The 25420-nt window shown below is 71.1% G+C and carries 22 protein-coding genes and 5 pseudogenes; 18 read left to right on the top strand and 9 right to left on the bottom strand.

The genetic code is table 11. The annotated features are described in order from the left end of the window. Positions 1–13: 13 nt before the first annotated feature. The 3 genes and pseudogenes from H3H54_RS12920 to zupT all read right to left on the bottom strand — a co-directional run bounded on the left by H3H54_RS12920 (position 14) and on the right by zupT (position 4505). The gene (locus H3H54_RS12920; protein ID WP_262424182.1) at positions 14–2242 is read right to left on the bottom strand and encodes an NADP-dependent isocitrate dehydrogenase; all 2229 of its coding nucleotides are present in this window, start codon (positions 2240–2242) and stop codon (positions 14–16) included. Between the two features lie 225 nt (positions 2243–2467). After that, positions 2468–3586 (bottom strand): hypothetical protein, encoded by a 1119-nt coding sequence (locus H3H54_RS12915; protein ID WP_262424181.1) that lies wholly within the window; start codon positions 3584–3586, stop codon positions 2468–2470. An 89-nt stretch (positions 3587–3675) separates the two neighbouring features. Further along, a pseudogene (gene zupT, locus H3H54_RS12910) lies at positions 3676–4505 on the bottom strand (zinc transporter ZupT). A gap of 100 nt (positions 4506–4605) precedes the next feature. On the opposite strand from zupT, the pseudogene hisD reads away from it, so the two are divergent. Further along, a pseudogene (hisD, locus tag H3H54_RS12905) lies at positions 4606–5939 on the top strand (histidinol dehydrogenase). A gap of 44 nt (positions 5940–5983) precedes the next feature. Here the strand turns inward: hisD and H3H54_RS12900 are convergent. Then, on the bottom strand, positions 5984–6472 hold the full coding sequence (locus H3H54_RS12900) for a DUF3054 domain-containing protein (RefSeq protein WP_262424180.1): 489 nt from the start codon (positions 6470–6472) through the stop codon (positions 5984–5986). 142 nt (positions 6473–6614) lie between these two features. On the opposite strand from H3H54_RS12900, the gene H3H54_RS12895 reads away from it, so the two are divergent. The 8 genes and pseudogenes from H3H54_RS12895 to H3H54_RS12860 all read left to right on the top strand — a co-directional run bounded on the left by H3H54_RS12895 (position 6615) and on the right by H3H54_RS12860 (position 11507). Then, positions 6615–7757 (top strand): histidinol-phosphate transaminase, encoded by a 1143-nt coding sequence (locus H3H54_RS12895; protein ID WP_395962763.1) that lies wholly within the window; start codon positions 6615–6617, stop codon positions 7755–7757. Beyond that, positions 7754–8379, top strand: a pseudogene (gene hisB / locus H3H54_RS12890) (imidazoleglycerol-phosphate dehydratase HisB). Before H3H54_RS12895 ends, hisB begins: the two are co-directional and overlap by 4 nt. Next, complete coding sequence (locus H3H54_RS12885) at positions 8376–9008, top strand: hypothetical protein (RefSeq protein WP_262424178.1); 633 nt, start codon at positions 8376–8378, stop codon at positions 9006–9008. The pseudogene hisB and the gene H3H54_RS12885 overlap by 4 nt, the downstream one beginning before the upstream one ends. Positions 9009–9019: 11 nt before the next feature. Next, complete coding sequence (gene hisH / locus H3H54_RS12880) at positions 9020–9682, top strand: imidazole glycerol phosphate synthase subunit HisH (RefSeq protein ID WP_262426477.1); 663 nt, start codon at positions 9020–9022, stop codon at positions 9680–9682. Beyond that, the gene (locus H3H54_RS12875; RefSeq protein WP_262424177.1) at positions 9679–9837 is read left to right on the top strand and encodes a hypothetical protein; all 159 of its coding nucleotides are present in this window, start codon (positions 9679–9681) and stop codon (positions 9835–9837) included. The genes hisH and H3H54_RS12875 overlap by 4 nt, the downstream gene beginning before the upstream one ends. 74 nt (positions 9838–9911) lie before the next feature. Then, on the top strand, positions 9912–10646 hold the full coding sequence (gene priA / locus H3H54_RS12870) for a bifunctional 1-(5-phosphoribosyl)-5-((5-phosphoribosylamino)methylideneamino)imidazole-4-carboxamide isomerase/phosphoribosylanthranilate isomerase PriA (RefSeq protein WP_262424176.1): 735 nt from the start codon (positions 9912–9914) through the stop codon (positions 10644–10646). After that, entirely contained in the window at positions 10570–11331 is a 762-nt protein-coding gene (locus H3H54_RS12865) for an SseB family protein (RefSeq protein ID WP_262424175.1), read from the top strand. Before priA ends, H3H54_RS12865 begins: the two co-directional genes overlap by 77 nt. Beyond that, positions 11328–11507 carry a hypothetical protein gene (locus H3H54_RS12860; protein ID WP_262424174.1) on the top strand — a complete coding sequence of 60 codons (180 nt, stop codon included), beginning with the start codon at positions 11328–11330 and terminating at the stop codon, positions 11505–11507. The genes H3H54_RS12865 and H3H54_RS12860 overlap by 4 nt, the downstream gene beginning before the upstream one ends. Positions 11508–11539: 32 nt before the next feature. Here H3H54_RS12860 and H3H54_RS12855 read toward each other — a convergent pair whose 3' ends face one another. Both H3H54_RS12855 and H3H54_RS12850 read right to left on the bottom strand, forming a co-directional pair. Beyond that, positions 11540–11935: a DUF1844 domain-containing protein gene (locus H3H54_RS12855; protein WP_395962759.1), complete on the bottom strand. Its 396-nt coding sequence runs from the start codon at positions 11933–11935 to the stop codon at positions 11540–11542. Between the two features lie 61 nt (positions 11936–11996). Then, positions 11997–12950, bottom strand: coding sequence for a DUF4352 domain-containing protein (locus H3H54_RS12850; protein ID WP_262424172.1), 954 nt, complete (start codon positions 12948–12950; stop codon positions 11997–11999). A 278-nt stretch (positions 12951–13228) separates the two neighbouring features. On the opposite strand from H3H54_RS12850, the gene infC reads away from it, so the two are divergent. From infC to H3H54_RS12815, 7 genes are all read left to right on the top strand, one after another. Then, the gene (infC, locus tag H3H54_RS12845) at positions 13229–13855 is read left to right on the top strand and encodes a translation initiation factor IF-3 (protein ID WP_316249218.1); all 627 of its coding nucleotides are present in this window, start codon (positions 13229–13231) and stop codon (positions 13853–13855) included. A gap of 25 nt (positions 13856–13880) precedes the next feature. Beyond that, positions 13881–14075, top strand: a complete 195-nt coding sequence (gene rpmI / locus H3H54_RS12840) for a 50S ribosomal protein L35 (RefSeq protein ID WP_262424171.1) — start codon at positions 13881–13883, stop codon at positions 14073–14075. 58 nt (positions 14076–14133) lie between these two features. Beyond that, positions 14134–14514 carry a 50S ribosomal protein L20 gene (gene rplT, locus H3H54_RS12835; protein WP_262424170.1) on the top strand — a complete coding sequence of 127 codons (381 nt, stop codon included), beginning with the start codon at positions 14134–14136 and terminating at the stop codon, positions 14512–14514. A gap of 78 nt (positions 14515–14592) precedes the next feature. Then, a complete protein-coding gene (locus H3H54_RS12830; RefSeq protein ID WP_262424169.1) occupies positions 14593–14865 on the top strand; it encodes an RNA methyltransferase substrate-binding domain-containing protein in 273 nt (90 codons plus the stop codon). A gap of 97 nt (positions 14866–14962) precedes the next feature. Continuing rightward, the gene (locus H3H54_RS12825) at positions 14963–15415 is read left to right on the top strand and encodes an RNA methyltransferase (RefSeq protein ID WP_262424168.1); all 453 of its coding nucleotides are present in this window, start codon (positions 14963–14965) and stop codon (positions 15413–15415) included. After that, positions 15412–16323 carry a copper resistance D family protein gene (locus H3H54_RS12820; RefSeq protein ID WP_262424167.1) on the top strand — a complete coding sequence of 304 codons (912 nt, stop codon included), beginning with the start codon at positions 15412–15414 and terminating at the stop codon, positions 16321–16323. The genes H3H54_RS12825 and H3H54_RS12820 overlap by 4 nt, the downstream gene beginning before the upstream one ends. Positions 16324–16337: 14 nt before the next feature. Continuing rightward, positions 16338–17507 (top strand): cytochrome c oxidase assembly protein, encoded by a 1170-nt coding sequence (locus H3H54_RS12815; protein WP_262424166.1) that lies wholly within the window; start codon positions 16338–16340, stop codon positions 17505–17507. A gap of 93 nt (positions 17508–17600) precedes the next feature. Here the strand turns inward: H3H54_RS12815 and H3H54_RS12810 are convergent. The 3 genes and pseudogenes from H3H54_RS12810 to H3H54_RS12800 all read right to left on the bottom strand — a co-directional run bounded on the left by H3H54_RS12810 (position 17601) and on the right by H3H54_RS12800 (position 21273). After that, a pseudogene (locus H3H54_RS12810) lies at positions 17601–18109 on the bottom strand (MBL fold metallo-hydrolase). Positions 18110–18216: 107 nt separating this feature from the next. Continuing rightward, positions 18217–19313 (bottom strand): annotated as a pseudogene (locus H3H54_RS12805) (S-(hydroxymethyl)mycothiol dehydrogenase). Positions 19314–19419: 106 nt separating this feature from the next. Continuing rightward, on the bottom strand, positions 19420–21273 hold the full coding sequence (locus H3H54_RS12800) for a WXG100 family type VII secretion target (protein WP_262424165.1): 1854 nt from the start codon (positions 21271–21273) through the stop codon (positions 19420–19422). Positions 21274–21537: 264 nt separating this feature from the next. On the opposite strand from H3H54_RS12800, the gene pheS reads away from it, so the two are divergent. Together pheS and pheT are read left to right on the top strand one after the other, a co-directional pair. Next, entirely contained in the window at positions 21538–22644 is a 1107-nt protein-coding gene (gene pheS, locus H3H54_RS12795; protein ID WP_262424164.1) for a phenylalanine--tRNA ligase subunit alpha, read from the top strand. A gap of 1 nt (position 22645) precedes the next feature. Next, entirely contained in the window at positions 22646–25249 is a 2604-nt protein-coding gene (gene pheT, locus H3H54_RS12790; RefSeq protein ID WP_262424163.1) for a phenylalanine--tRNA ligase subunit beta, read from the top strand. The last annotated feature ends 171 nt before the right edge of the window (positions 25250–25420 follow it).

Here is a 25420-nt window from a genome sequence, read left to right as displayed (position 1 = left end):
GAGGGCTGCAGCGTCACAGCGCTGCGGAGATCTCCTCGAGGATGCGGTTGAAGGTGGCCGACGGGCGCATCACGGCCGAGATCTTCTCCAGGTCGGGGCGGTAGTAGCCACCGATGTCCGCCGGCTTGCCCTGCACTGCCAGCAGCTCCTCGGCGATGGTCTGCTCGCCGTCGACGAGGTCCTTCGCGATCGGGCCGAACGCTGCCGCCAGCTCGGTGTCCTCGCTCTGCTGAGCCAGCTCCTGCGCCCAGTACATCGCCAGGTAGAAGTGGCTGCCGCGGTTGTCGATCGAGCCGAGCTTGCGCTGCGGGGACTTGCCCTCGCTGAGCAGGGTCCCGGTGGCGCGATCCAGGGCGTCGGCGAGCACGCGGGCACGAGCGTTGTCCGCGGTGCGAGCCAGGTGGCGCAGCGACTCGGCCAGCGCCAGGAACTCCCCGAGGGAGTCCCAGCGCAGGTAATCCTCCTCGACGAGCTGCTGGACGTGCTTCGGAGCGGATCCGCCCGCGCCGGTCTCGAACAGGCCGCCGCCGCTCATCAGCGGCACCACCGAGAGCATCTTGGCGCTGGTGCCCAGCTCCATGATCGGGAACAGGTCGGTGAGGTAGTCGCGCAGCACATTGCCGGTCACCGAGATGGTGTCCTCACCGCGACGCACCCGCGCCAGGGTGTGCTCGGTCGCCTCGATGGGCGACATGATCTGCAGGTCCAGGCCCTCGGTGTCCTCGTCGGCCAGGTACGCGTTCACCTTCTCGATGAGGTTGCGGTCGTGGGCACGGGACTCATCGAGCCAGAACACCGCGGGCATCCCGGACTCGCGCGAGCGGCGCACAGCCAGCTGCACCCAGTCGCGGATCGGAGCATCCTTGGCCTGGCAGGCGCGGAAGATGTCCCCGGCAGCGACCTCGTGGGTCATCAGCGCAGCGCCCGAGGCGTCGCGCACCTCCACCCGGCCGTCGGCAGCGATCTCGAAGGTCTTGTCGTGGCTGCCGTACTCCTCGGCCTTCTGCGCCATCAGGCCGACGTTCGGCACGGTGCCCATGGTTGTCGGGTCGAAGGCGCCGTTCTTCTGGCAGTCCTCGATGGTCGCCTGGAAGACGCCCGCGTAGGAGGAATCCGGGATCACCGCGAGGGTGTCCTGCTCGGCGTCGTCCTTGTTCCACATATGGCCCGAGGTGCGGATCATCGCCGGCATCGAGGCGTCCACGATGACGTCAGAGGGCACGTGGAGGTTGGTGATGCCCTTATGGGAGTTCACCATCGCGAGGTCCGGGCCGTCCGCCAGGTCCTTCTCGATGGCAGCCTTCACGCCGTCGCGCACGGTGGCGTCGAGGTCCTCGACACCGGCGAGGATGCCGCCCAGGCCGTTGTTCGGGGACAGACCGGCCGCAGCGAGCTGCTCACCGAACTCCGAGAACAGGGTCGGGAAGAAGGCGCGCACGGCGTGGCCGAACAGGATCGGGTCCGAGACCTTCATCATCGTGGCCTTCAGGTGCAGGGAGAACAGCACCCCCTGCTCCTTCGCGGTGGCGACCTGCTCACGCAGGAACGCATCCAGCGCCGCTGCGCGCATCACGGTGGAGTCCACGACCTCACCGGCGAGCACCGGGATCGACGGCTTGAGCACCGTCTCGGTGCCGTCGGCGGCGACGTGCACGATAGAGAGGGCGCCCGCGGCCTCGAGCACCACGGACTGCTCGTTCGCCCGGAAGTCGTCCTGGCCCATGGTGGCCACCGAGGTCTTCGAATCCTTGCTCCACTCGCCCATGCGGTGCGGGTGCGCCTTGGCGAAGTTCTTCACCGCGGAAGGCGCACGACGGTCGGAGTTGCCCTCGCGCAGCACCGGGTTCACGGCCGAGCCCATGACGGAGTCGTAGCGTGCCCGGATGTCCTTCTCCTCATCCGTGGAGGGGGACTCGGGGTAGTCGGGCAGGGCGATGCCCTGAGACTGCAGCTCGGCGACTGCGGCCTTGAGCTGCGGCACGGAGGCGGAGATGTTGGGCAGCTTGATGATGTTCGCGTCGGGCGTCTTCGCGAGCTCGCCCAGCTCTGCCAGCGCATCTGCTTCCCGCTGGTCCTCGGGCAGGAGGTCGGAGAAGGCCGCGACGATGCGGCCCGCCAGGGAGATGTCGCGCGTGGTGACATCGATCCCGGCGGTGTTCGAGAAGGCGTCGAGGATCGGCAGGAACGATGCGGTCGCCAGCATCGGTGCCTCGTCGGTGTGGGTGTAGATGATGCGCGCCATGTGTCGCGGAGCTCCCTCGGGTCGGTGCATTTGTCTTGACGTCAAGACTAATCGACGACGGGTGCGGACCCGCCCCCGTCGATCCGGATGGCTCCACGGTACGTGAGAAGGGCCGCGGGCGTCCTCTCCTCGGGCAGCGGCCTCAGCCGGCCGGGTCCTCGTCATGGACCTCGACGTCCCATGGCTCGGAGAGCAGCACATGGGTGGCGGCGTCCGCATCCACCGTCACCGCGACGCCGTACGCGCGGTAGGTGCCGGGGAGAGGGTGCCCGCGCCGCAGACAGAGCTGGTCACCGCGGCCCGCTCGGCGCCGGTGACGCCCTCCTCGCCGATCCACTGCAGGGCGATCTCGGAGGCGTTGCGCGCTCCGGCCACCACCGTGCCGGTGGCGGGGTTGACCACCACGACGGTCTGGAACAGCGCCCGGGTGCCGTGGTCCGCTGTGGTGACCGTGACCTGCGCGGTGACGCTGCGGGGGAATCCGTCCTCGGGCAGCACAGTGGTCACGCTGGTGGCGGGATCCTCCACGCTCACCGTGAGGCCGTCGCCGTCGCCCACCGGCTCCAGCACGGTGTGGCAGGCCAGCGGCGAGAGGTCCACGGGGACCTCCCCGGAGGGTGCACTGACGGCGCCCGGCACGGCGCGCAGCCGGCCGTCCACGACGTCCACGAGCACGTCCCCGTTCGCGGCCCAGCCGGCGTCCTCCTCGCCGGGGCCCGGACCATCGACCCCACCGCTGAGACGCAGCAGGAACTGCCCCTCGGGCAGAGGGGCGTCGTCACAGGTCCCCACGCTCAGGTGGGCGCTGACCGCCGAGGGGGAGGGCGCGCCCCCGGCAGCAGGAACCTCGACCCGCTGACGCACGACCATCGGTGGGGCCGGTGCGCCCTCCACCCCGAGCTGGCCCTCGTACCCCGGGGCCGGTGCGCCCCGGTTCTCCGGATGGGCGGGCAGCAGCAGACCCTCGGGGACGAAGCCGGTGTAGCTGTGCTCCGGTTCGAGCTGGAAGGGTCCCGAGACCGTGATGTGGTTGCCTTCGGTGCTCACCGTCTCGGGGATCATCGCCCCGCCATCGGTGGTCGGAGGCAGAGGGCTGTCCTCCGCGCCGGGCTGGCACAGCCAGGAAGGGTCCACCGAGCTGCTCTCCGCGCTCGTGACGGAGGCGGGGTCCATGGGCTGTGCGGAGGGCGGAGCGTCGGAGGGGCTGGCATCAGGCATGCCGGGCAGGGCGTCGCAGGAGGAGAGTGTGAGCGCCAGGAGCCCGGCGGCGAGCGCAGACACCGACCTTCGGCCGGGCGCGGATCGCCGGGTGAGCTTGCGCCCTGCGGTCACGGCCTCGACCATCGTGTTCCTCCCCGCCCGTTCTCCCAGGCCCGGCGCGTCCCCGCACCGGGCATCCACCCTGGGAAGAACGTACCGGAGGCGCTCACGGATCACAGCACCAGCAGGGTGACCGCCATGACCGCCATGCCGGCGATCAGCGAATAGATGACGGTGTGGTGCTCGCCGGTCTCCTCCGCGGCGGGCAGCAGCTCGTCGAGCGAGACGAACACCATCACCCGGCCACCCCGGCCAGGATCGCGCCCATGCCGTCGCCGCTCAGCAGCGGGGCCAGCAGGAGGAAGCCGAGCACTGCGCCGACGGGCTCGGCGAGCCCGGTCATGGTGGCGAGCCAGAAGGCCTTCGCGCGGGACCCGGTGGCGCGACGCACCGGCACCGCGACCGCGAGCCCCTCGGGGATGTTGTGCAGGGCGATCGCGGCGACCACCGGAATGGCGACCTCGAGGGACTGCAGCGCGGCCACGAAGGTCGCGAACCCCTCCGGCACGTTGTGCAGGGCCAGAGCGATGGCGGTGACCGTGCCGGTGCGCAGGAGCCGGGCCCGCAGCGCGCGATCCTCGGCCTGCTCGTCCGGGGCCCGCAGCTCGGTGCCCCCTGCGCTGCCGCTCATCCGGCCGGAGAACTCGTGGGGGCTGACGGCGCTGGGGACCAGCCGGTCGATCACGGCGATCACGGCGATGCCCACGAAGAATGACAGCACTGCCAGCGCGGTGCCGCGGGAAGTGACCGCTGCACCGCCGGAGAGCATGAGCGCGCCCTCGGGGAGCAGCTCCACGAAAGAGACGTAGAGCATCACCCCGGCGGAGAGCCCCAGACCTCCGGCCAGCAGCTTCGCGCTGGTGCCGCGTCCCATCACGCCGAGCGCGGCACCGATGCTGGTGGCGCCGCCGGCGACGAGGGTGAGGAGGAATGCGACGAGCACGGGACGACCTTAATGCCTGTCCGGGGTGCGCTCGGGGAAGAGGTCCCGCACGCGGTGGGCACGTGCTCATCGTTCCGCGCCACGCTCCTAGACTGGCGCCATGCCTGAATCCCCGTTCCTCTCCGTGACCGATCTGCGTTCGCGCCGCCTGAGCGCCGCGGAGCTCACCGCAGCCCTGCCCCGCGCCGAGCTGGATGTCGAGTCCGCGGTCGCCGCCGTGCGGCCCGTCGTCGAGGACGTCGCCGCCCGCGGCGCGCACGCGGTGCAGGATGCCTCCGAGCGCTTCGACGGGGTGCGACCGGAGCACCTGCGGGTCCCCGTGCGGAGCTGCAGCGAGCCCTTGCGGAGCTCGATCCCGAGATCAGGTCCGCCCTCGAGGAATCCGCTGCGCGCGTGCGCGCCGTCGACGCGGCGCAGACACGTCCGGAGCAGCGGGTCGAGGTGGTGCCCGGCGGCACCGTCTCCCAGCGCTGGGTGCCGATGCGACGGGTGGGCCTGTACGTGCCCGGTGGCAGAGCCGTGCTGCCCAGCTCCGTGGTGATGAACGTGGTGCCCGCCCAGATCGCGGGGGTCGAGCAGATCGTGCTCGCGTCACCTCCGCAGAAGGAGTTCGGCGGCCTCCCGCACCCCACGATCCTCGCTGCCTGCGAGCTGCTGGGCGTCACCGAGGTGCTCGCGGCCGGCGGTGCCCAGGCGATCGCGCTGCTCGCCCACGGCGCCGAGGACCTCGGCGACGGCGGCGACCTGCCGGGCGTGGATCTGATCACGGGACCCGGCAACGTCTACGTCGCGGCCGCGAAGCGACTGGTGCGCGGGAAGGTCGGCATCGATGCGGAGGCCGGCCCCACCGAGATCGCGATCCTGGCCGACGCCACGGCCGATCCCGCCTATGTCGCCGCAGACCTCATCTCCCAGGCCGAGCATGATCCGCTGGCCGCGAGCGTGCTGGTCACCGACTCCGAGGAGCTGGTCCGCGCTGTTGAGGCCGAGCTCGCCATCCAGGTCCCGAATGCTCTGCACCGCGAGCGCATCGACGAGGCGCTGCGCGGGCAGCAGAGCGGCGTGGTGATGGTCGAAGGCGTCGACCAGGGGCTCGCGGTGGTCGATGCCTATGGCGCCGAGCACCTGGAGATCCAGACCGCCGACGCGGCCGCCGTCGCCGCCCGGGTCACCAACGCCGGAGCGGTGTTCGTGGGCGCGCACAGCCCCGTGAGCCTCGGCGACTACGCGGCCGGCTCCAACCATGTGCTCCCCACCGGCGGCACCTCGCGCTTCACCGGCGGGCTGGGCGTCCAGACCTTCCTGCGCGGCATCCACGTCGTGCATTACGACCGCGAGGCGCTGGACGGCGCCCGGAAGGCCGCGACCACCCTCGCCCAGGCCGAGGGGCTCCCCGCCCACGGGGCCGCGATCGACATCCGCTTCACCCGCTGAGAGCAGGACCGCAGTCCTCGCCTCCGCAGCCGCGGGTCGGAGGATCAGGAGGAGGCGTCGCGGCGCGAGGTGACGGCGTCGGAGTCCGCACCGACGGGGCTCTCGGCTTCCGCGACTTCCTCGATCTGGTCGACCTTCGAGGCCCCGCGGGCCTTGGAAGCAGCAGGGCGAGGTGCGCGCTCAGCACGCGTGAAGTACAGCGCCGCAGCGCGCCAGCCGAGCATCAGCACCCCGGTCACCGCGCCGGTGACGATGATGAAGGACACCTCGGTGCCGGCGCTGAACAGGGTCCGCAGCGCCATGGTGGTCGCCACGGTGATCGCCCACACGAACACGCCGTGCGGCCAGAGCCGGAAGGGCGCGCGCCAGGCGCGGATCGCGAGGTGGCCCAGCAGCACGCCGAGCGCGAACGGCCAGCCCACGAGGAAGACGTTCTGCAAGGTCAGCGGCGTGCCGTGCTGGATCATGCCGATCGCGACGAAGAGCAGGACGACCAGCAGGTCGCCGACCAGGGCACCGAGGGAGCGGAACATGGCGTCAGGGTACTGCTGAGGGCTGAGCGGAGCGCGGCCCGGCGCCGGGGCTGTGAACGGCGCCACTGACGCTCCCGCGCGCCCCGCCCGGGACCGCCCGCGCGGCGGACGGGAGGGGCATCGGCCCGGGGCGCGAACTACCATGGTGCCCATGTCAGCCAACTCTGCGTCGACCCTCGAGAACACCGTGCTGCCCGCTCCGCGGGACGGCATCGCGCACGCCGCGCCCTACGGCGCCCCGCAGCTCGAGGTCGCGCATGCGCTGAACGTGAACGAGAACCCCTACGGCCCTTCGCCGGAGCTCGCCGCCGCCATCGGCCGGGCCGCGACCGACGCCGCCGTGGGCCTGAACCGCTACCCGGATCGTGAAGCGCTCGGCCTGCGCGCCGATCTCGGCGCCTATCTCGCCGAGGAGTCCGGGATTCCGGCTCCCGCCGCGGAGTCGGTCTGGGCCGCAAACGGCTCGAACGAGATCATGCACCAGCTGCTGCTGGCCTACGGCGGGCCCGGCCGCACCGCGCTGGGCTTCACCCCGCACTACTCGATGTACCCCGAATACGGGCGGGACACCTACACCGACTGGGTCACCGCCGAGCGCGGCCCGGCACCCGAGTTCGCACTCACCGCCGAGGCCGTCACCGCGGCGATCGAGCAGCACCGACCCGACATCGTGGTGCTCACCTCCCCGAACAACCCCACCGGCACGGCCCTCGGCCTCGACGTGGTCGAGGCCGCCGCGACCGCGCTCGCCGCCACCCGCGGCCTGCTCGTGGTCGACGAGGCCTACGGCGAGTTCCGCCGCGACGGCGTTCCCAGCGCCCTTACCCTCCTGCCCGTGCACCGCAACCTCGTGGTCTCCCGCACCATGTCCAAGGCCTTCGCCCTCGCCGGAGCGCGCCTGGGCTACCTGGTCGCCGACCCCGCGATCGTGGACACGGTGCGCGTGGTGCGCCTTCCGTACCACCTCTCCGCCATCACGCAGGCCGTCGCCCGCACCGCGCTCGCCCACAGCGAGGAGCTGCTGGGCAGGGTCGCCACACTGCGCAGCGAGCGCGATGCGCTCGCCGAGCACCTGGTGCAGCGGGGACACGAGGTCGCGCCCTCCGACGCGAACTTCATCCTTTTCCGCACCTTCACAGATCGTGACGCGGTGTTCGAGGCACTCCTCGAACGCAGCGTCCTCGTCCGCGCCGTCGGCCCCGCCGGCTGGCTGCGCGTGTCCATCGGCACGCCGCAGGACAACGCCGCATTCCGTACCGCCCTCGAGGAGGCCGACCCCCGATGACCAGCACCCCCAGCACCGCACGCCCGTCGCGCACCGCATCCATCAGCCGCACCACCCGCGAGTCCTCGATCGAGCTGACCCTCGACATCGACGGCACCGGCCAGGTGGACGTCTCCACCTCGGTGCCCTTCTTCGACCACATGCTCACCGCGCTGGGCACCCACGCCCGCTTCGACCTCACGGTCCGGGCCACCGGTGACGTCCATATCGATGCTCACCACACCGTCGAGGACACCGCGATCGTGCTCGGCCAGGCCCTGCGCGAGGCCCTCGGCGACAAGAAGGGCATCGCCCGCTTCGGCGACGCCCTGGTCCCGCTGGACGAGTCCCTCGCCCAGGCCGTCGTGGACCTCTCCGGCCGGCCCTACAGCGTCCACTCCGGGAGAGCGAAGCCCAGGCCCTGCACCTCATCGGCGGCCACTTCACCGGCTCGCTGACCCGCCACGTGTTCGAGTCGCTCGCCCACCACGCCGCGATCTGCCTGCACGTCCGGCTGATCGAGGGCCGCGATCCCCACCACATCGTCGAGGCCCAGTTCAAGGCGCTCGCACGGGCACTGCGCGCCGCCTGCGCCTACGACGACCGCGTCCTCGACGTCCCCTCGACCAAGGGAGCGCTGTGAACGCCGCCGACCCGGAGGACCCGCGCGAGGAGCGCCCCGGAGAGCAGCCGGATGACTCCGGACGCCCCACCGATGACATCGACGCCGAGTTCGCGCGCTTGATGGAGGGCATCTCCCTCGAGCAAGACGCCCCGCTGACCGTCGAGGACGTGCTCTCCGACTCCTCGGAGGAGGACGAGGTGCCCAGCGTCGCGGTGATCGCGACCTCCGTCGCCTCCGCGAAGGCGCTGGCCGGGGTGGTCCGCCTGGGACGCGAGGCCCGCACTGACGGGCTCGACATCCCCGTGGGCACCCGCACCCACGACAGCGCCACAGGCGCGATCGCCGTGGGCCCGCTCGCCGAGACCGCCGCCCATGACCTCGCGGCGATCGCCTCGACCGCCCTGCAGCGCAACGGGATCGTGCTGTTCTGGCGACGCGGCGACCGCATGACCGCCACCCGGTACAAGAACGGGGAGCGCGGCGAGGACATCTCGCCCGCGATCGTGCTCGGCGCGGTCGACGACCTGGTCGAGGAGCTGCTGCTGGGCGCCACCGGCCTCGACGAGCTGGAGGAGGGGCTGGACCCCTCCGCCCTGAGCCGCACCGAGGCGCTCGCCTGGATCGCCTCCGGGAAGAAGCGCAGGTGACCGAGCAGGCCATGCCCGTCGCACGGGTGGTCGTCCTCGACCACGGCTCCGGCAACGTCCGCTCGGTGGTCCGCGCGCTCGAGGCCGCCGGAGCGCAGGTCGAGCTGACCGCCGACCGGGAGCGAGCGCTCGCCGCCGACGGGCTCGTCGTCCCCGGCGTCGGAGCCTTCGCCGCCACCCTCGCCCAGATCAAGGGCGTGGGAGGGGACCGCCTCATCGAGCGCCGGCTCGCCGGTGGCCGCCCCGTCCTCGGCATCTGCGTGGGCCTGCAGGTGATGTTCGAGACCGGCGATGATGACGGAGACCGCACCCCGGGGCTGGGACAGTGGCCCGGAGAGGTCACCCGCCTGGAAGCGGACGTGGTCCCCCATATGGGTTGGAACACGGTCGACCCCGCCGACGGCTCCACCCTGTTCGAGGGCATCGCCGGGGAGCGCTTCTACTTCGTGCACTCCTACGCCGCCCGCCGCTGGGAGATGGAGCAGATCGGCTCCCTCGCCGCGCCCCTGGTGACCTGGGCGGAGCACGGAGGCGACCGATTCATCGCCGCGGTCGAGAACGGTGCGCTCACCGCCACTCAGTTCCACCCGGAGAAGTCCGGCGATGCCGGAGCCCGGCTTCTGGCCAACTGGCTGCGCACCCTGCCCCGCTATCCCGTGGAGGCCGTCTCATGATCGGTGCTTTCGTCATGCTGTTCGTCGGCGGCTCCCTCGTCGGCGGCGCCTACTCGTTCTTCCGCTCGAAGAAGCCCTGGTGGTCGGTCGTCGCCCTCGGCGTGGTCGGCCTGATCTGCCTGGGGCTGTCCTTCTGGACCATCCAGAACCTCTGAACCTCTCGGCCGTCCTGACGCGCCGAGCCCCACTCCGAACCACTCCCGAACCACCTTGCCAGGAGGCACCCATCATGACTGCTCCCGTGCTCGAGCTGCTCCCCGCCGTCGATGTGCAGGACGGCCAGGCCGTCCGGCTCGTCCAGGGTGAGGCGGGCACCGAAACCGCCTACGGTGCGCCTCTGGATGCCGCGCTGACCTTCCAGGAGGGCGGCGCGAGCTGGCTGCACCTGGTCGATCTCGACGCCGCCTTCGGCCGTGGCAGCAATGCCGCGCTGCTCGCCGAGGTCGTCTCCGCCGTAGACATGAAGGTCGAGCTCTCCGGTGGGATCAGGGACGACGAGTCCCTCACCGCAGCCCTCGCGACCGGCTGCCGACGGGTCAACCTCGGCACCGCTGCGCTGGAGAACCCCGAGTGGACCGCCGAGGTCCTCGCCGAGCACGGCGACCGCATCGCCGTCGGCCTCGACGTGCGCGGCACCACCCTCGCCGCCCGCGGCTGGACCCGTGAGGGCGGCGACCTCTGGGAGACCCTCGAGCGGCTCGACGAAGCCGGCTGCCAGCGCTACGTCGTCACGGATGTCACCAAGGACGGCACCCTGCGCGGCCCGAACCTCGAGCTGCTGCGCGAGGTCTGCGCCCGCACCGACGCCAAGGTGGTCGCCTCCGGCGGTGTCTCCTCCCTCGAGGATCTCCGCGCCCTGCGCGAGCTGGTGGCGCTCGGGGTCGAGGGTGCGATCGTCGGCAAGGCCCTGTACGCGCAGGCGTTCACGATGGACGAGGCGCTCGACGTCGCAGGCCGCCCGTGATCTCGGGGAACGACCGGATCCCCGACCCGTCCTCCCCGGAGGACGGGTCGGCCGCCGTGCCCTCCTCGGCGGAGCAGGTCCACCGGACCCTGCCCGCCCATTTCCAGGAGAAATCCCCGCTGACCGACACCGCCGGAGTGTCCTGGGAGGGGCGCGACTACAGCGTCAGCCCCTTCCCGGGGATGACGGGTCCGTCCCCGCCGAGCTGGCCGCCGCGCTCAGCGCGCACTCCTCCGGCCTCGACCCCGACCGGGAGCACCTGGTCGCAGCGCTCGCCGCCGCACGGGTGCTGGTGCCGATCATGGCGGTCGCCACCGAGACCGGCACCACCGCCCACGGGCTCACCGGCGACAACGGCGCGGACATGGCGATGGTCTCGATCACCGCTCCCGATGGCACGACAGTGCTGCCGCTGTTCACGTCGGTGGCGGCGCTGAGCGCCTGGCGCAACGATGCCCGACCCGTGCCCGTGGTCGCGCCGCAGGCCGCGCAGGCCGCCGTGCAGGAGGGCTGCACGGCGCTGCTGCTCGATCCGGCGACCCCGAGCGAGGAGGGTGGGCCGATACTGCTGCCGCGTTCGGTGCTGTGGGCGCTCGCCCAGGGGCGCACATGGATCCCCCGCACCGCGATCCCGAGGTCGTGGCGGTGCTCGACCGGGTCGCAGCGGAGTCTCCCTCCGCGGTGACCGGACTGGTCGCCCGGGCCGGTCAGCGCGCGGAGGTGGACCTCCACCTGCAGCTGCTCCCCGGCCTCACCGCGCCCGCGGTCCGCGAGGTGGTGGACGCGGTGACGGCTCGGCTGGGCACCGAGCAGGTCGTCGCCGAGCGGATCAGCTCGATGCGCTTGGTCCTGGGTTCCTGAGGACCCGCTTCGGGACAGACGGACGGACGGAGTCAGGAGACCCGGCCGGTGTACTTCTCTCCCGGCGCCTGACCCGGCTCATCCGGGAAGGGGAGCGCCTCGGCGAAGGCCAGCTGCAGCGAGCGCAGACCGTCGCGCAGCGACCGCGCGTGCTCATTGCCGATCTCCGGAGCGGCTGCGGTGACGAGCCCGGCTAGGGCGTTGATCAGCTTCCGCGCCTCGGCCAGGTCCTGGTACTGCCCGGTCGCCTCGTCCTCCGCGAGCCCCACCTTCACCGCTGCGGCGCTCATCAGATGCACGCAGGCGGAGGTGATGATCTCCACCGACGAGACCTCCGCGATGTCGCGGAGCTCCTCGCCTTCCGTCGCGGGCGCGTGGTCGTGGCCTGCGTGGTCGTGGTGCTGAGTGTCGTTCACGTCTGTGTACATCCTTCGTCGTGGGGTCGCGTCCCAGGAGAGGAGCGCGAACGGTCGGGGTGCTGGGCAGCGGTCAGCCGCCCAGCGGGAGCGTGCCGGACTCGTCCAGCAGGCTGAAGTTGAAATGCAGAGCGGTGGGCTCCGAACCGATCGGGACGTCGTACACCTTGTAGAAGACACCGGTCTCGCCAGCCTGGAGGATGCCGAAGTCCCTGCCCTCGCCCACGTACGCCTGCCCGGCCGGCGCGTCCGAGGCGTAGGGCTGCCCGTCCGCGGTCTCCAGCGTCACGTTGTCACCGATCTCGACGGAGAGGTCGCTGGGGTTGGTGACCTCGAAGGCCACGACGATGTATTCGCCCGCCGGCTCGAGAGAGGTGCCCTGATCGCCGACGCTGCGCACACCGACCTCGGTGCTCATCTCGGTGATGCTGACTTCACCGATCTCCACCTGGCCGGAGCCTGCGGCGGCCGGTGAGGAGCCACCATCGCTCGCAGGAGCTCCAGTAGCCGCTGGATCTGCCGGGGCGAGGGCACGGACGGCAAGGACCGCGCCGCCGACCGCGATGATCAGCAACAGGATCACCGCCACCGTGATCCCGGCGAGGAGCAGACCTCGCCGCCTGCCCGTGGCGGGCGCGGCCTCCTGCTTCGGTGCAGGGCGACGGTTCGGCAGTGCCGGGCGGGGCGGAGGCGTCGGGAATCCGTCAGGGACGGGCCGTAGCACAGCCCGCGGCGTGGTGCGCATCCCGGTCACCGGGTGGATCCCGGTGGTGGGGGATCCCGACTCACGGGAGGGCTCCTCGGCACCCGAATCCGCGGCACGGAGCCCACCGGTGCCCGCGGCCTCCAGCGGGGTCTGCCCGTAGCCGTAATCCTGCGCGGATTCGTCGCCAGGCGACGACCGGGTCGGAGATGATGCAGGTGAGTCGGCGAAAGCGGGGGCGGTGGAGGGGCTGCCCGCAGGAGAGGTGGAGTCGGGGCGGGAGGGGAGCTCGCCCCCACCGGATGCGTCGCGGTCGCTCTCCACCAAATACTCCTCGCTGGTCGCAGCATGCGGGCGCGACGCACATCACCTGGACTGCGGCCGCGCTCCTGCTAGGATAGACGATTGGAACAGGTCGAGACCCTCGTCATCCGTTCCGTCAAGTGGAGTCCCTTCCCACCTCGTGGCGTCACAGCTGCCGGGTCAGTATCGCAGCGGGCAGCAATGCCCGCACCGCGCTGTGGCGCATGCACCTGGGGCCTCCGCATGATATTGCGGGGGCTTTCGTCGTCTTCCGACTCGAATCAAGGTGAGGAGCCAACATCAGCGAACAGCGCATCAATGGTCAGATCAGGGTCCCCAAGGTCCTCCTGGTCGGGCCCGCCGGCGAGCAGGTCGGCGAGGTCCGTGTCGAGGACGCTCTGCGTCTCGCCCAGGAATCAGGCCTCGATCTCGTCGAGGTCGCGCCCGGCGCCAACCCGCCGGTTGCCCGTCTCATGGATTACGGCAAGTACAAGTACGAAGCCAACCTGAAGGCCCGTGAGTCGCGCAAGAACCAGGCGAACACGGTCCAGAAGGAAATCCGGATGGGTCTGAAGATCGACACCCACGACTATGACACCAAGCGCCGCAATGTTGAGAAGTTCCTTGACGGTGGCGACAAGGTGAAGGTCATCATCCGCTTCCGTGGTCGTGAGCAGTCCCGTCCCGAGAGGGGCGTCAAGCTTCTCGGCCGTATGGCCGAGGACGTCGCCGAGTATGGCTTCGTCGAGTCGCACCCGCGGCAGGACGGCCGCAACATGGTGATGGTCTTCGGGCCGCACAAGAAGAAGGCCCAGGCCATGGCCGAGGCACGCAAGCGCAAGACCGATGCTGAGAAGGCTGCCGCCCGGGACGAGGACGCGAAGTCCGAGACCGGGACCGAGACCTCCACCGGCTCCGAGTCCTGAGAACGTAACCAAGGAGAATTGGCAGATGCCGAAGAACAAGACCCACTCGGGTACCAAGAAGCGCGTCCGCGTCACCGGCTCGGGCAAGCTCATGCGCGAGAAGGTGGGCGCACGCCACCTGCTGGAGCACAAGTCCTCCACGCGCAAGCGCCGCCTCGGCAGCGACACCGCTGTTGCGAAGGCCGACGTCAAGCGCATGAAGAAGCTGCTGGGCCGCTGATCGCCCACGTGGGAGCCCTGCTCCCGCGCCCCTGAATTTACGATCGAAGGAGTATCACGTGGCACGCGTGAAGCGGGCGGTAAACGCCCATAAGAAGCGTCGGGAAATCCTTGAGCAGGCCAGCGGTTACAGCGGCCAGCGCTCGCGTCTGTACCGTAAGGCGAAGGAGCAGGTGCTGCACTCGCAGACCTACAACTTCCGCGACCGCAAGAAGCGCCAGGGCAAGTTCCGTCAGCTCTGGATCCAGCGCATCAACGCTGCGGCCCGCGCCAACGGCATGACCTACAACCGTCTCATCCAGGGCCTCGGCCTCGCGGGTGTCGAGGTCGACCGCCGGATGCTCGCAGAGCTCGCCGTCAACGACGCTCCGGCATTCGCCGCTCTGGTCGAGGTCGCCAAGAACGCCCTCCCCGAGGACGTCAACGCCCCGGCAGCCTGACATCGCGCCTCACGACGCGATGACCGAGCGCCCGGATCAGCCCCCGCTCACCTCCCCCGCTCCGAGCGGGTGCGGAAGGTGGCGGCGCTGACCGGGCGCTCTGCGCGTCGCAGACAAGGACGATTCCGGATCGAGGGCCCGCTGGCGGTCCACTCGCTGCTCGAGCACCGCTCTGAGCTGGCGCTCGAGGTGTTCCTCACCGAACGCGCCGACGCCGACCACCCCGAGCTGAGGCGGCTCGCGCGCCGCAGCGATATCCCGCTGCGCGTCGTCGACGAGCAGATCCTGCGTGCGATGCTCCGCGACCAGGGCCCCGGCCAGGAGGGCGGCGCCGCGGACGGCGCCCCGTGACCCCGCAGGGGCGGTCGCCGTCGGCACCCTCCCCGCCGAGGAACCAACCCTCGCCTCAGAGGCGCTGCAGGCGCTGCCCACCGGGAAGCCGGTCACGGTGCTCGTCCTCCACGAGGTCCGAGACCCGGGCAACGTGGGCACCCTGATCCGCACCGCAGACGCCTCCGGCGCCGATCTGGTGCTGCTCACCCGCACCTGCGCGGACCCGTACTCGCCCAAGGCGGTGCGCGCCGCCGTCGGCAGCCTCTTCCACCTCCCCGTCCTCGCGGGCGCGGAGATCGACGACGTTCTCGCCGAACTCGCCGCAGCGGGGATCACCGCAGCTGCCACCAGCGGCTACGCCACAGCAGAGCTGTTCACCGCAGAACTGCCCGTACGTATCGCCTGGATCCTCGGCAACGAGGCGCGCGGCCTGGACGAGCGCACCCTGAACGCCGCCCCGCTCGCGGTGAGGATCCCGCTGGCCGGCCATGCGGAGTCCCTCAACGTGCACACCGCCGCGACGGTGTGCCTGTTCGAGACCCTCCGGCGACGACAGGCAGGGGCATGAGGGCCCCCGCCCAGCGGGCCGCCGCTCTCGGCATCCCGCTCCTGCTCGTCCTGACGGTCGCCGCCGCTCTGCTGGGCATGGCCGCCACCGGAGCCCTGTCGCCCGCAACCTTGGTCCCGGCCTCCCCGCTGGTGACCTGGGGACTGCCGATCGTGCGGGCGCTGCATCACCTCGGTCTGCTGCTCGCCATCGGGGCCGGCGGCACCGCCGTACTGCTGCTGCCCGGCCCCTCGCGCCGTGAGGTGAAGGCCCTGGACCCGGTGCGTCGGCGCGCCGTGCGCCTCGGAGCTGCAGGCGCGCTGCTGTGGGCCGTCGCCGCGCTCGCACAGATCCCGCTCGGTGGGCTCGAGGCCACGGGTGCGAGCACCGGCCTGAACGTCTGGGACGTGGCGATGGGCGGTGCGCTCGGCCGGATCCAGATGGGGGTGGCGGTCTTCGCCGCCGCTGCCGCGCTCTGCTACCTCCTGGCCCGCTCGACGGTGCTCGCCTGCTGGGGCCTCGCCTTCACCGGGATCGCCGCCGGGGCGCTGGGCATGGCCGGCCACGCCGGAGCCAGCCTCGACCACATCAACGCCGTCAACGCCATGGCGCTCCACCTGATCGCTGTGGCGGTGTGGGCAGGCGGGCTGCTCGCCATCGCCCTGCTCGCACCACGCCTGACCGATGCCACGCTGGCCACCACCATCCAGCGCTTCTCACCCTGGGCGCTCGCGTCCGTGATCGCCCTCGCGCTCAGCGGGCTGATCAGCGCGATGATCCGGCTGTCCAGCTGGGCCGATCTCGTGGGCACCGGCTATGGGCTCGTCGTCCTGGCCAAGGCGGTGGGCCTGGTCGCCCTCGCCGCGATCGGAGCGCAGCAGCGACGCCGGCTCGGGGAGCGGATCCGCGCTTCCGCCACCTGGCGCTGACCGAGGGCGTGGTGATGGCCGCGGTGATCGGCGCCTCGATCGCACTGGGCCGCTCCGCCCCTCCGATGCCGCAGACGGTCCCGCCGGTGGGGGATCTCAAGGTGCTCTCGCTCGTCGGGTTCCTGCCTCCCGAGCAGGAGTTCGATCCGACCACGATGTTCACCCTCTTCCAGCCCGACTGGGTGGCGCTCGCCCTCGCCGTGGCGATGGCCGGTGCCTATCTCGCCGGTGCGGTGCGGTTGTCCCGGCGCGGCGACGTCTGGCCCTGGCACCGCACCCTGGCCTTCGTCGCCGGCTGCGTGGCGTTCGCCTGGGTGATGAACGGGGGAGTGGCCGCCTGGGGCAAGTTCCGCTTCGACGCGCACATGGTCCAGCACATGGCGATGATGATGATCGTGCCCCCGCTGTGGGCCCTCGGAGGCCCGGTCACGCTGCTCTCCCGCGCCGTCTCCCCACGCACCGACGGCTCGCGCGGGATCCGCGAATGGGTGCTCGCCGCAGTGCACTCGGGCTACGCCCGGGTGGCCTCCAGCCCGCCGCTGGCCGGGCTGATCTTCGTCGGGTCGCTGGTCATCTTCTACTTCACACCCCTGTTCGAGATGGCGATGTACCACCACCTCGGCCATTTCCTGATGACCGTGCACTTCCTCGGCTCGGGCTACCTGTTCGCCTGGGTGCTGATCGGCATCGACCCCACCACCAAGCCGATCAACCCCGTGCTCAAGCTGATCACCCTGCTGGTGACCCTGGCCTTCCACGCCTTCTTCGGGGTGGCGCTGGTCTCGGCCACCTGGCTGATCGCCGAGGGCTGGTACACGGATCTGGGGATGTACCCGCTCGAGCGGCTGGAGCTGATCCAGGTGCGGGGCGGCACGATCATGTGGGCGATCTCCGAGGTCCCCACCGTCGGATACGCGATCATCGTCGCGGTGCTCTGGATGAAGTCCGATGACCGACGGGCCCGCCAGTACGACCGCAAGGCGGAGCGCGACGGCGGCGCGGAGCTGGAGGCGTACAACGCCTACCTCGCGAGCCTGCGCGGGCCCGCGGCTCCGGCGCCCGGCCCGGAGGCGCCCGCCGAGGAGGCGCCGGCCTCCGCGTCGCTCACCGGCGCCGAGGAGCGGAACGCCGACGGGGACGACCGGACCCCGCCCCACGACGCCTCGCGGGGCCCGTCCGCCTGAGCGGCGTCGCCGCAACGACGAGCGGCGGCGGCCACCCGGAGGTGGCCGCCGCCGCTGTGACGGTGGGCGCTCAGCAGGAGCGCCGGCAGGATGTCAGAGCCAGTCGCCCTGCGCCGCCTGCTGCTCGGCCCCGATCGTGGTGTCCGGGCCGTGGCCGGTGTGGACCACCGTGTCCGCGGGCAGCGCGAACAGGCGCTCCCGCACGGACTCCTCGATCGTCTCTCGCGAGGAGAACGAGCGCCCGGTGGCACCGGGCCCGCCCTGGAAGAGGGTGTCGCCGGTGAAGACGGCGCCCAGCTCCTCGGAGTAATAGCAGGTGGAACCGGGGAGTGGCCCGGGGTGTGCAGCGCCTCGAGGTTCACCCCCGCGATGGTGAACATGTCGCCATCGGCGACATCGTCATCCCAGGGCAGGTCCCCATGGGTGAGCTGCCAGACCTCGCGATCAGCGGGGTTGAGCAGGATCGGGGCCTCGAGCACCTCGGACAGCTCGGGAGCCATCCGCACGTGGTCGTCATGGGCGTGGGTGAGCAGGATGCCCACGCACTCGCGCTGGCCGACCAGCTCCACGACGGTGTCGATGTCGTGCGGGGCGTCGAACACCACGCACTGCTCGTCGTCGCCGAGCACCCAGACGTTGTTGTCCACCTGATGGGTCTCGCCGTCGAGGCTGAAAGTGCCGGAGGTGACGGCGTGGGAGATTCGCGTGGTCATCGGATCACCGCCACGGTGCGCAGGGTGTCGCCCTCGTGCATCGCATCGAGAGCGCTGTCGACCCCGGCCAGGTCGGTGCGGCCGGTGACGAAGCGGTCCAGCGGGAGCCTGCCCTGGAGGAACAGATCGATGAGGTACGGGAAGTCCCGTTCGGGCAGACAATCCCCGTACCACGAGGACTTCAGCGATCCTCCCCGCCCGAACACATCCAGCAGCGGGAGGGTCAGCTCCACGTTCGGGCGGGGACGCCCACCAGCACCACGCGACCGGCGAGATCGCGGGCGTAGAAGGCGGTCTCGTAGGTCTGCGGGATGCCGACCGCGTCGACTACGACGTCCGCGCCGAAACCGTCGGTGAGCTCCTGGACCTTCTCGGCGACCTGCTGCGGGGAGAGGCCCTTGGTGAGCACCGTGTGGGTGGCACCCAGCTCCTCGGCGGCGGCGAGCTTCTTCTCGTCGACGTCGAGCCCGATGATGGTGGTGGCTCCGGCGAGCCTCGCACCGGCGATCGCGGCGCAGCCCACGCCGCCCAGGCCGATCACGGCGAGGGACTCGCCGCGCTGCACCTGGCCGGTGTTGATCGCCGCGCCGATGCCCGCCATGACACCGCAGCCCAGCAGGCCAGCGACCTCCGCGGGTGCATCCTCGGAGACCTTCGTGCACTGACCCTCATGGACGAGGGTCTTCTCTGCGAAAGAGCCGATCCCCAGCGCGGCGGTCAGCTTGGTGCCGTCGGTGAGGGTCATGGGCTTGGAGGCGTTGTGGGTCGCGAAGCAGTACTGCTGCACGCCCTTCTTGCAGGCGCGGCACTCCCCGCAGACGGCGCGCCAGTTCAGCACCACGTAGTCGCCGATCTCGACGTGGGTGACGTTCTCGCCGATCTGCGAGACGCGACCTGCGGATTCGTGCCCCAGCAGGAAGGGGAACTCGTCGTTGATGCCGCCGTCGCGGTAGGCGAGGTCGGTGTGGCAGACGCCGGTCGCCTCGATGTCGACGACGACGTCGTTCGGCCCTGGGTCGGGGATGATGATGTCGAGCAGCTCAGCCGGCTGCTTCTCGCTGAGGGCGACGACGCCCTTCACAGTCGTGGGCACAGGGGCCTTCCTGACTCCTCTGACGAGGGGTAGACGATGTCCCCACCAGGCTATGCCGAGATGCCTGGGCGTGGGTGCGGTGGGCTACGGCACAGCTGCACCGGCCTCAGGCGGTCGTGGGAGTGGCATGCTTCGAGCCGGTCCCGCCAGTCGGGTAGCCGCCTCGCTGACCGGGGTCGACCTCGGCGCCTGGGTCGGTGACCACGCCGGGAGCCACCGGCGGGCCCCCGTCTCCGAGCGAGGAGTGGTCCTCCGCCATCTGACGCGCACCCTCGGGGCCCGCGGTGGCGTAGGCGTTGAGCACCTCCTCGGGGGTCTCGCCCTTGCCGCGGTTCTCGATGATCTGCTCCATCTCGGTCTCGGTGAGCTGCACGTTGATCACCTGGTCCTCGCCGAAGGTGTACGGCGCATTGCCGTAGAGCTCGTTGTACGAGCTCGGCGGAGCCGTCCCGGACTGGGGGAAGCGCAGCTCATAGTGCGTCGGGCCGTCGGAGCTGGTGTGGGTGACTCCGTAGGGGCCGCCGGCATCGTCACCGCCCTCACCGAGGGGGCTGTAGCGGTGCTCGCGCACCCAGCTGCCGTCGGAGTAGGTCCGCTGGACGTCGTAGATCGTGGCGGTCTCGGTGGAGGCGCCGACGGAGGTCTCCGTGCCGTTGCCGTCGCCGACGGTTCCGGTGATCGAGGTATCGGTGCTCACCGATTTGATGGTGTCGGTGTAGGAATCCCCGACACCGGGCGAGCCGGCATCCGGCTGTTCGCCGGTGAACATGTAGGCATCGAAAGCGGTCCGGCCCTCCGCGGAACCGTCGAACTCGGTGTGCTCGAGCGTCGTCGTCTTCAAGGCGCTGGAGCCCTCGATGGTGACGTTCGCGTGATCGGGGCCGATCTGCAGCCCGGCGTTGATGCCCTGGGTGCTGCCAGGGCCCTGGTCGACGATCAGGGAGCCGTCGTACCCGCGGGAGATGGTGCTGACCATCTCCTCGCTCCCGGAGATCCCGAGCTTCCCGGTGGCGATGTCCCGGTACCCCAGGCTGGCTCCGACCGAGGCGGACAGCTCGCCGGTGACGGTCACCGAGGCGCCGGGCGGGATCGTGTCCGGGTCGTAGGGGTTGATGCCCTCGGCATCTGCCGGGGAGGACCCGGGCGGCAGCGTGACGGAGAACGAGCCCTTGCCGGTCACGCCGGACTCGATTCCGCCCTCGACACCCTTGACCTGGCCGTGGAATTCGACGCCGCCCTCGACCGACGCGTCGAAGGTGACGGTGAGGCTGCCGTCGGGGTGCTCGGTGACGCTTGCGGTCTCGCCGATCGACAGCGTTGCCGAACCGCCCGTCTCCTCGCTTCCCACCTTGAGCTTCCGCTCCTCCGAGACACCGTAGGAGTAGGTGGTCGATCCGTCGTCGTGCTCGGTGACGCTCCCCTCATGGGTGGTGTTCCCCGACTTGACCGAGCCGCCGTGGGTCGTGCTGGAGCCGGATTCCGGTTCGAACGTGGCCGGGTCGATCGGGGTGCCCATCCCGTGCTGAAGGGCCGCCCCGCCGAATCCACCGCCGGCAAAGCCTGTGGCGATGCCCGCGGCGGAAGCGCTCATCCCGAGGAACGGGCTGCCGAGCCCATCGCCTGCGCCGCCGAATCCCAGCAACGAGCCGAGCGGGCCGCCGAGCAGCTCTGTGAGGAGCCCGCCGAGTCCCTCGCCCTCCAGCCCCGAGGCGGAGTCCTGTTCATCGGCATGACCGTGCAGTTCCCTGCCGAAGGCGTCGAGAGAGGTGGAGAGCTCGAGCCCGGTGCGTGAAACCGCATCGCAGTCCGCACGGAACGTCTCAGCGTCCGCGCCCTGCCAGCCCGCGGCGTGAGCGAGCCGGAAGATCTCCTCGCACGCCCGCGCCAGCCGCTGGGCACCCTGACCGGTGCGCTCGGCATGCTCACGCAGCGCTGTCGTGTCTGCACCGTAGAACTGCATATGGACCCCTTCTTCGCTCGGCCCCCGGGTCGATGCGCTCTCCGGTCTTCCACCGGCTGGTGATTTCGCCAGGGTATCGGCAGCGCAGCCGCACCGACATGGGGAGAACTGCCCATGACGCGTCCGCTCGATGAGGTGCGTCGCCTCGTCGGCAGTCTTGCTCCCCGAGCACCCGCCGGGCCTCCTAGAATGGCGTGCGGTGCCCGCGCCGCAGTTCCGCTCACGGCGCCCCCGCCCTCCTGTTCCCGGACGAAAGCGATACCCGTGTCCGAGTCATCCACGACTCCCGCCGCCCCGGCCATCGACGAGGCGACCATCGGCGCTGCCGTCGATGCCGCGCTCGCCGCGATCGCCGCGGCCGCCACCACCGCCGAGCTGAAGCAGGCCCGCATCGAGCACGTGGGCGATGCCAGCGTGCTCTCGGCCGCGAATCGTGCGATCAAGGACCTGCCGAAGGACCAGAAGGCCGCCGCCGGCAAGCTGGTGGGTCAGAGCAAGGGCCGGGTACAGAAGGAGCTCGCGGCACGGCAGCAGGAGCTCGCCGCTGCGGAGGAGGAGGCCGCGCTCGCCGCGGAGACCGTCGACGTCACCCTCCCCACCGATTTGCGCCCGCGCGGCGCCTCGCACCCGCTGACGGTGCTGCAGGACCGCATCAACGACTTCTTCGTCGGGATCGGCTGGGAGATCGCCGAGGGACCGGAGATCGAGTCCGAGTGGCTGAACTTCGATGCGCTCAACGCCGATGCCGAGCATCCCTCCCGTTCGACGCAGGACACCCTGTACGTCGCGCCCGAGGGCTCCGGGATGCTGCTGCGCACCCAGACCTCGCCGGTGCAGATCCGTGCGATGCTCGAGCGCGGCGCTCCGCTGTACGTCGCCTGCCCCGGCACCGTCTACCGGGCCGACGAGATCGACGCGACCCACTCACCGATGTTCCACCAGGTCGAGGGCCTCGCGATCGACAAGGGCCTGACCATGGCGAACCTCGTGGGCACCCTCGACGCCTTCGCCGCACACATCTTCGGCGGCACGCCGATCACGCGCCTGCGCCCGAACCACTTCCCCTTCACCGAGCCCAGCGCCGAGATGGACTTCCGCTGCTTCCGCTGCGAGGCCCGCGAGGGGCTGGACCACGATGCGGACCCGAACTGCCGGGTCTGCGGCGGCACCGGCTGGATCGAGATGGGCGGCTGCGGCATGGTCCACCCGAACGTGCTGCGCGCCGCCGGGGTGGACCCCGAGGAGTACCAGGGCTTCGCCTTCGGCCTCGGGATCGAACGCATCCTCATGCTCCGCAACAGCGTGGCGGACATGCGCGACATGGTGGAGGGCGACGTCCGCTTCTCCCAGCACTACGGTACGGAGATCTGAGATGCCCCGCATTCCCCTGACCTGGCTCGCCGAGCACACCGAGCTGCCCGCCGGCGCCTCCGCGCAGCAGGTCGCCACCGACCTCTCCCGCCTCGGCCTCGAAGAGGAAGCGATCTTCGGCGCCCAGGTATCCGGTCCCCTCGTCGTCGGCCGCGTGCTCGAGCTGGTCAAGGAGCCGCAGAAGAACGGCAAGACCATCAACTGGGTGCGCGTGGACGTCGGCCCCGAGCACAACGAGGACGCCGACAACCCCAAGGACCCCCAGCCGGGGGATGAGCGCCCCAGCCGCGGGATCATCTGCGGCGCGCACAACTTCGTCGAGGGGGACCTCGTGGTCGTCTCCCTGCCCGGCACCGTGCTGCCCGGCGACTTCGCGATCGCCGCACGAAGGACCTACGGCCACACCTCCGACGGCATGATCTGCTCCGGCGACGAGCTGGGCCTGGGCGAGGACCCCTCCGGCGAGGACGGCATCATCGTGCTCGGACGCGGGCATGCCGAGGGCCTCGCCGGCGAGCCCGGGGACGATGCGATCGCCCTGCTGGGCCTCGCGGACGAGGTCGTCGAGGTCAACGTGACCCCGGACCGCGGCTACTGCTTCTCGATGCGCGGCGTGGCCCGGGAGTACTCCCATGCCACCGGTGCGGCCTACACCGACCCGGTCACCACGGTCGCGATCCCGCAGGCAGGCGCCGGCGGCACCGCTGTGCAGCTGCGCGACGAGGAGCCCCTGCGCGGCGTCGAGGGCTGCTCCCGCTTCGTGGCCCTCGAGGTGCGCGGCGTGGACCCCGCGGCGCAGACCCCGCGCTGGATGGCACGGTGCCTGACCCTCGCGGGCATGCGCCCGATCTCGCTGATCGTCGACGTCACCAACTACGTCATGCTCGATCTCGGCCAGCCTCTGCACGCCTACGACGCGGACAAGGTGGTGGCACCGATCGTGGTGCGCCGCGCCCGCGCCGGCGAGAAGCTCACCACCCTCGACGACGTCACCCGCACGCTCGATGCCGAGGACCTGCTGATCACCGACAGCGACGGCGGCGAAGGCGCCCGCCTGCTCGGCATCGCCGGGGTGATGGGCGGCGAGTCCACCGAGGTCTCGAGCACCACCTCGAACATCGTGCTCGAGGCTGCGACCTTCGATCCGATCTCGGTGGCCCGTTCCGCTCGCCGCCACCGCCTGCCCTCGGAGGCCTCCAAGCGCTTCGAACGCGGCGTGGACCCGCAGCTGCCGCTAGTGGCCGCCTACCGCGCCGCCCAGCTGATCGCGGAGTTCGGCGGCGGCGAGATCGCCTCGTCCGTCACCGACGCGGGCAGCGCCCCGGCACCGGCCTCCCCGATCTCCCTCCCGCTCGGCGACGCCGAGCGCGTGGTCGGCATCGCCTACACCCCGCAGCAGGTGCGCGGCAGCCTCGAGAGGATCGGGTGCCGGGTCGACGACGGCGCCGAGGGAACCCTCGCGGTCACCCCGCCGTCCTGGCGTCCGGACCTCACCATCCGGGAGGACCTGGTCGAGGAGATCGCCCGCCTGGTCGGATACGACACGATCCCCTCTCTGCTGCCCACCGCTCCGGGAGGCCGCGGGCTCACCCGGGCCCAGCGCGCCCGCCGCGACGCGAACCGCGCGCTCGCCGAGGCCGGCCTGGTGGAGGTCACCTCGTACCCCTTCGTGAGCGAGAGCATCTTCGACGCCCTTCGCTACGCGGCGGATGATTCCCGCCGCGACGCCGTGCGCCTGCTGAACCCGCTGGCCGACGACGAGCCGCTGATGCGCACCTCCCTGCTGCAGACGCTGCTGCCCGTCGCCCGTCGGAACCTCGGCCGCGGCGAGGAGTCGGTGGCGATCTTCCAGCTCGGCACCGCCTCGCTCTCGCGCAGCGAAGGAGCCCGCGCCCCGGTGCCCTCCGCGGCGCAGCGGCCCACGGATGCCGAGCTCGACGGGATCCTCGCCGCCCTGCCGCTCCAGACCCGCAGCCTCGCCGCCGTGATCGGCGGAGCCTCGGGACCGGGCTCCTGGCAGGGAGAAGTCGCCCCCTGGGGCTGGGCCGACGCCTTCGAGCTGGCCCGTCGTGCGGCCGCAGCCGTCGGTGCCCGGCTCGAGGTGCGCCAGGTCGAAAAGGCGCCTTTCCACCCCGGTCGTGCCGGCGAGCTGCGGATCTTCACGGCCGACGGGACGAGCACCGTCATCGGCCACGCCGGTGAGCTGCACCCTGCGGTGGTCAAGGAGTTCGACCTGCCGGCCCGCACCAGCGCGCTCGAACTCGACCTCGAGGCGCTGATCGCCGCGGCCCCGGCCGTGGTCGTCGCCGAGCCGGTCCCGACCTACCCGGTCGCCAAGGAGGATTTCGCCTTCGTGGTCGACCAGGACGTGCCATCCTCCGCCGTGGAGGCCGCGATCGTGGTGGGCATCGGCGACCTCGCCGAGGACGTCCACCTCTTCGACGTCTTCACCGGTGCGCAGATCGGGGAGGGGAAGAAGTCGCTCGCCTTCGCGGTCCGGCTGCGCTCCACCGAGGGCACGCTGACCGCCGAGCAGATCGGCGAGGCGCGCACGCGCTGCATCGCCGCGGTCGATTCGGCGGTGGGAGGCGTGCTGCGCGCCTGAGCGCCGTCCCGGCCGGCGTGGCCGGTTGCCCGTGATCCCGTTCCTGCGAGCACCCGCCCCCGAGCGCTCGGAGCCGGGCGTCGTCTCGGTCACGCCGGACGGACTGGCTGTTCATGCATTCGGCTGTATATACTTCCGACATGTCTTCCGTGACCGGTCCAGCCACCCCCT

This window comes from Brachybacterium sp. Z12 (assembly GCF_014400405.1).
Lineage (GTDB): Bacteria > Actinomycetota > Actinomycetes > Actinomycetales > Dermabacteraceae > Brachybacterium.
This window is presented reverse-complemented; position numbering and strand designations above follow the sequence as displayed.

Bases quoted from the DNA above. Each gene is read 5' to 3' on its own strand.
- H3H54_RS12920 (WP_262424182.1), bottom strand. From the start codon at position 2,242: ATGGCGCGCATCATCTACACCCACACCGACGAGGCACCGATGCTGGCG.
- H3H54_RS12915 (WP_262424181.1), bottom strand. From the start codon at position 3,586: ATGGTCGAGGCCGTGACCGCAGGGCGCAAGCTCACCCGGCGATCCGCG.
- H3H54_RS12900 (WP_262424180.1), bottom strand. From the start codon at position 6,472: ATGTTCCGCTCCCTCGGTGCCCTGGTCGGCGACCTGCTGGTCGTCCTG.
- H3H54_RS12895 (WP_395962763.1), top strand. From the start codon at position 6,615: ATGGTGCCCATGTCAGCCAACTCTGCGTCGACCCTCGAGAACACCGTG.
- hisH (WP_262426477.1), top strand. From the start codon at position 9,020: ATGCCCGTCGCACGGGTGGTCGTCCTCGACCACGGCTCCGGCAACGTC.
- H3H54_RS12875 (WP_262424177.1), top strand. From the start codon at position 9,679: ATGATCGGTGCTTTCGTCATGCTGTTCGTCGGCGGCTCCCTCGTCGGC.
- priA (WP_262424176.1), top strand. From the start codon at position 9,912: ATGACTGCTCCCGTGCTCGAGCTGCTCCCCGCCGTCGATGTGCAGGAC.
- H3H54_RS12855 (WP_395962759.1), bottom strand. From the start codon at position 11,935: ATGTACACAGACGTGAACGACACTCAGCACCACGACCACGCAGGCCAC.
- rpmI (WP_262424171.1), top strand. From the start codon at position 13,881: ATGCCGAAGAACAAGACCCACTCGGGTACCAAGAAGCGCGTCCGCGTC.
- H3H54_RS12820 (WP_262424167.1), top strand. From the start codon at position 15,412: ATGAGGGCCCCCGCCCAGCGGGCCGCCGCTCTCGGCATCCCGCTCCTG.
- H3H54_RS12815 (WP_262424166.1), top strand. From the start codon at position 16,338: ATGGCCGCGGTGATCGGCGCCTCGATCGCACTGGGCCGCTCCGCCCCT.
- H3H54_RS12800 (WP_262424165.1), bottom strand. From the start codon at position 21,273: ATGCAGTTCTACGGTGCAGACACGACAGCGCTGCGTGAGCATGCCGAG.
- pheT (WP_262424163.1), top strand. From the start codon at position 22,646: ATGCCCCGCATTCCCCTGACCTGGCTCGCCGAGCACACCGAGCTGCCC.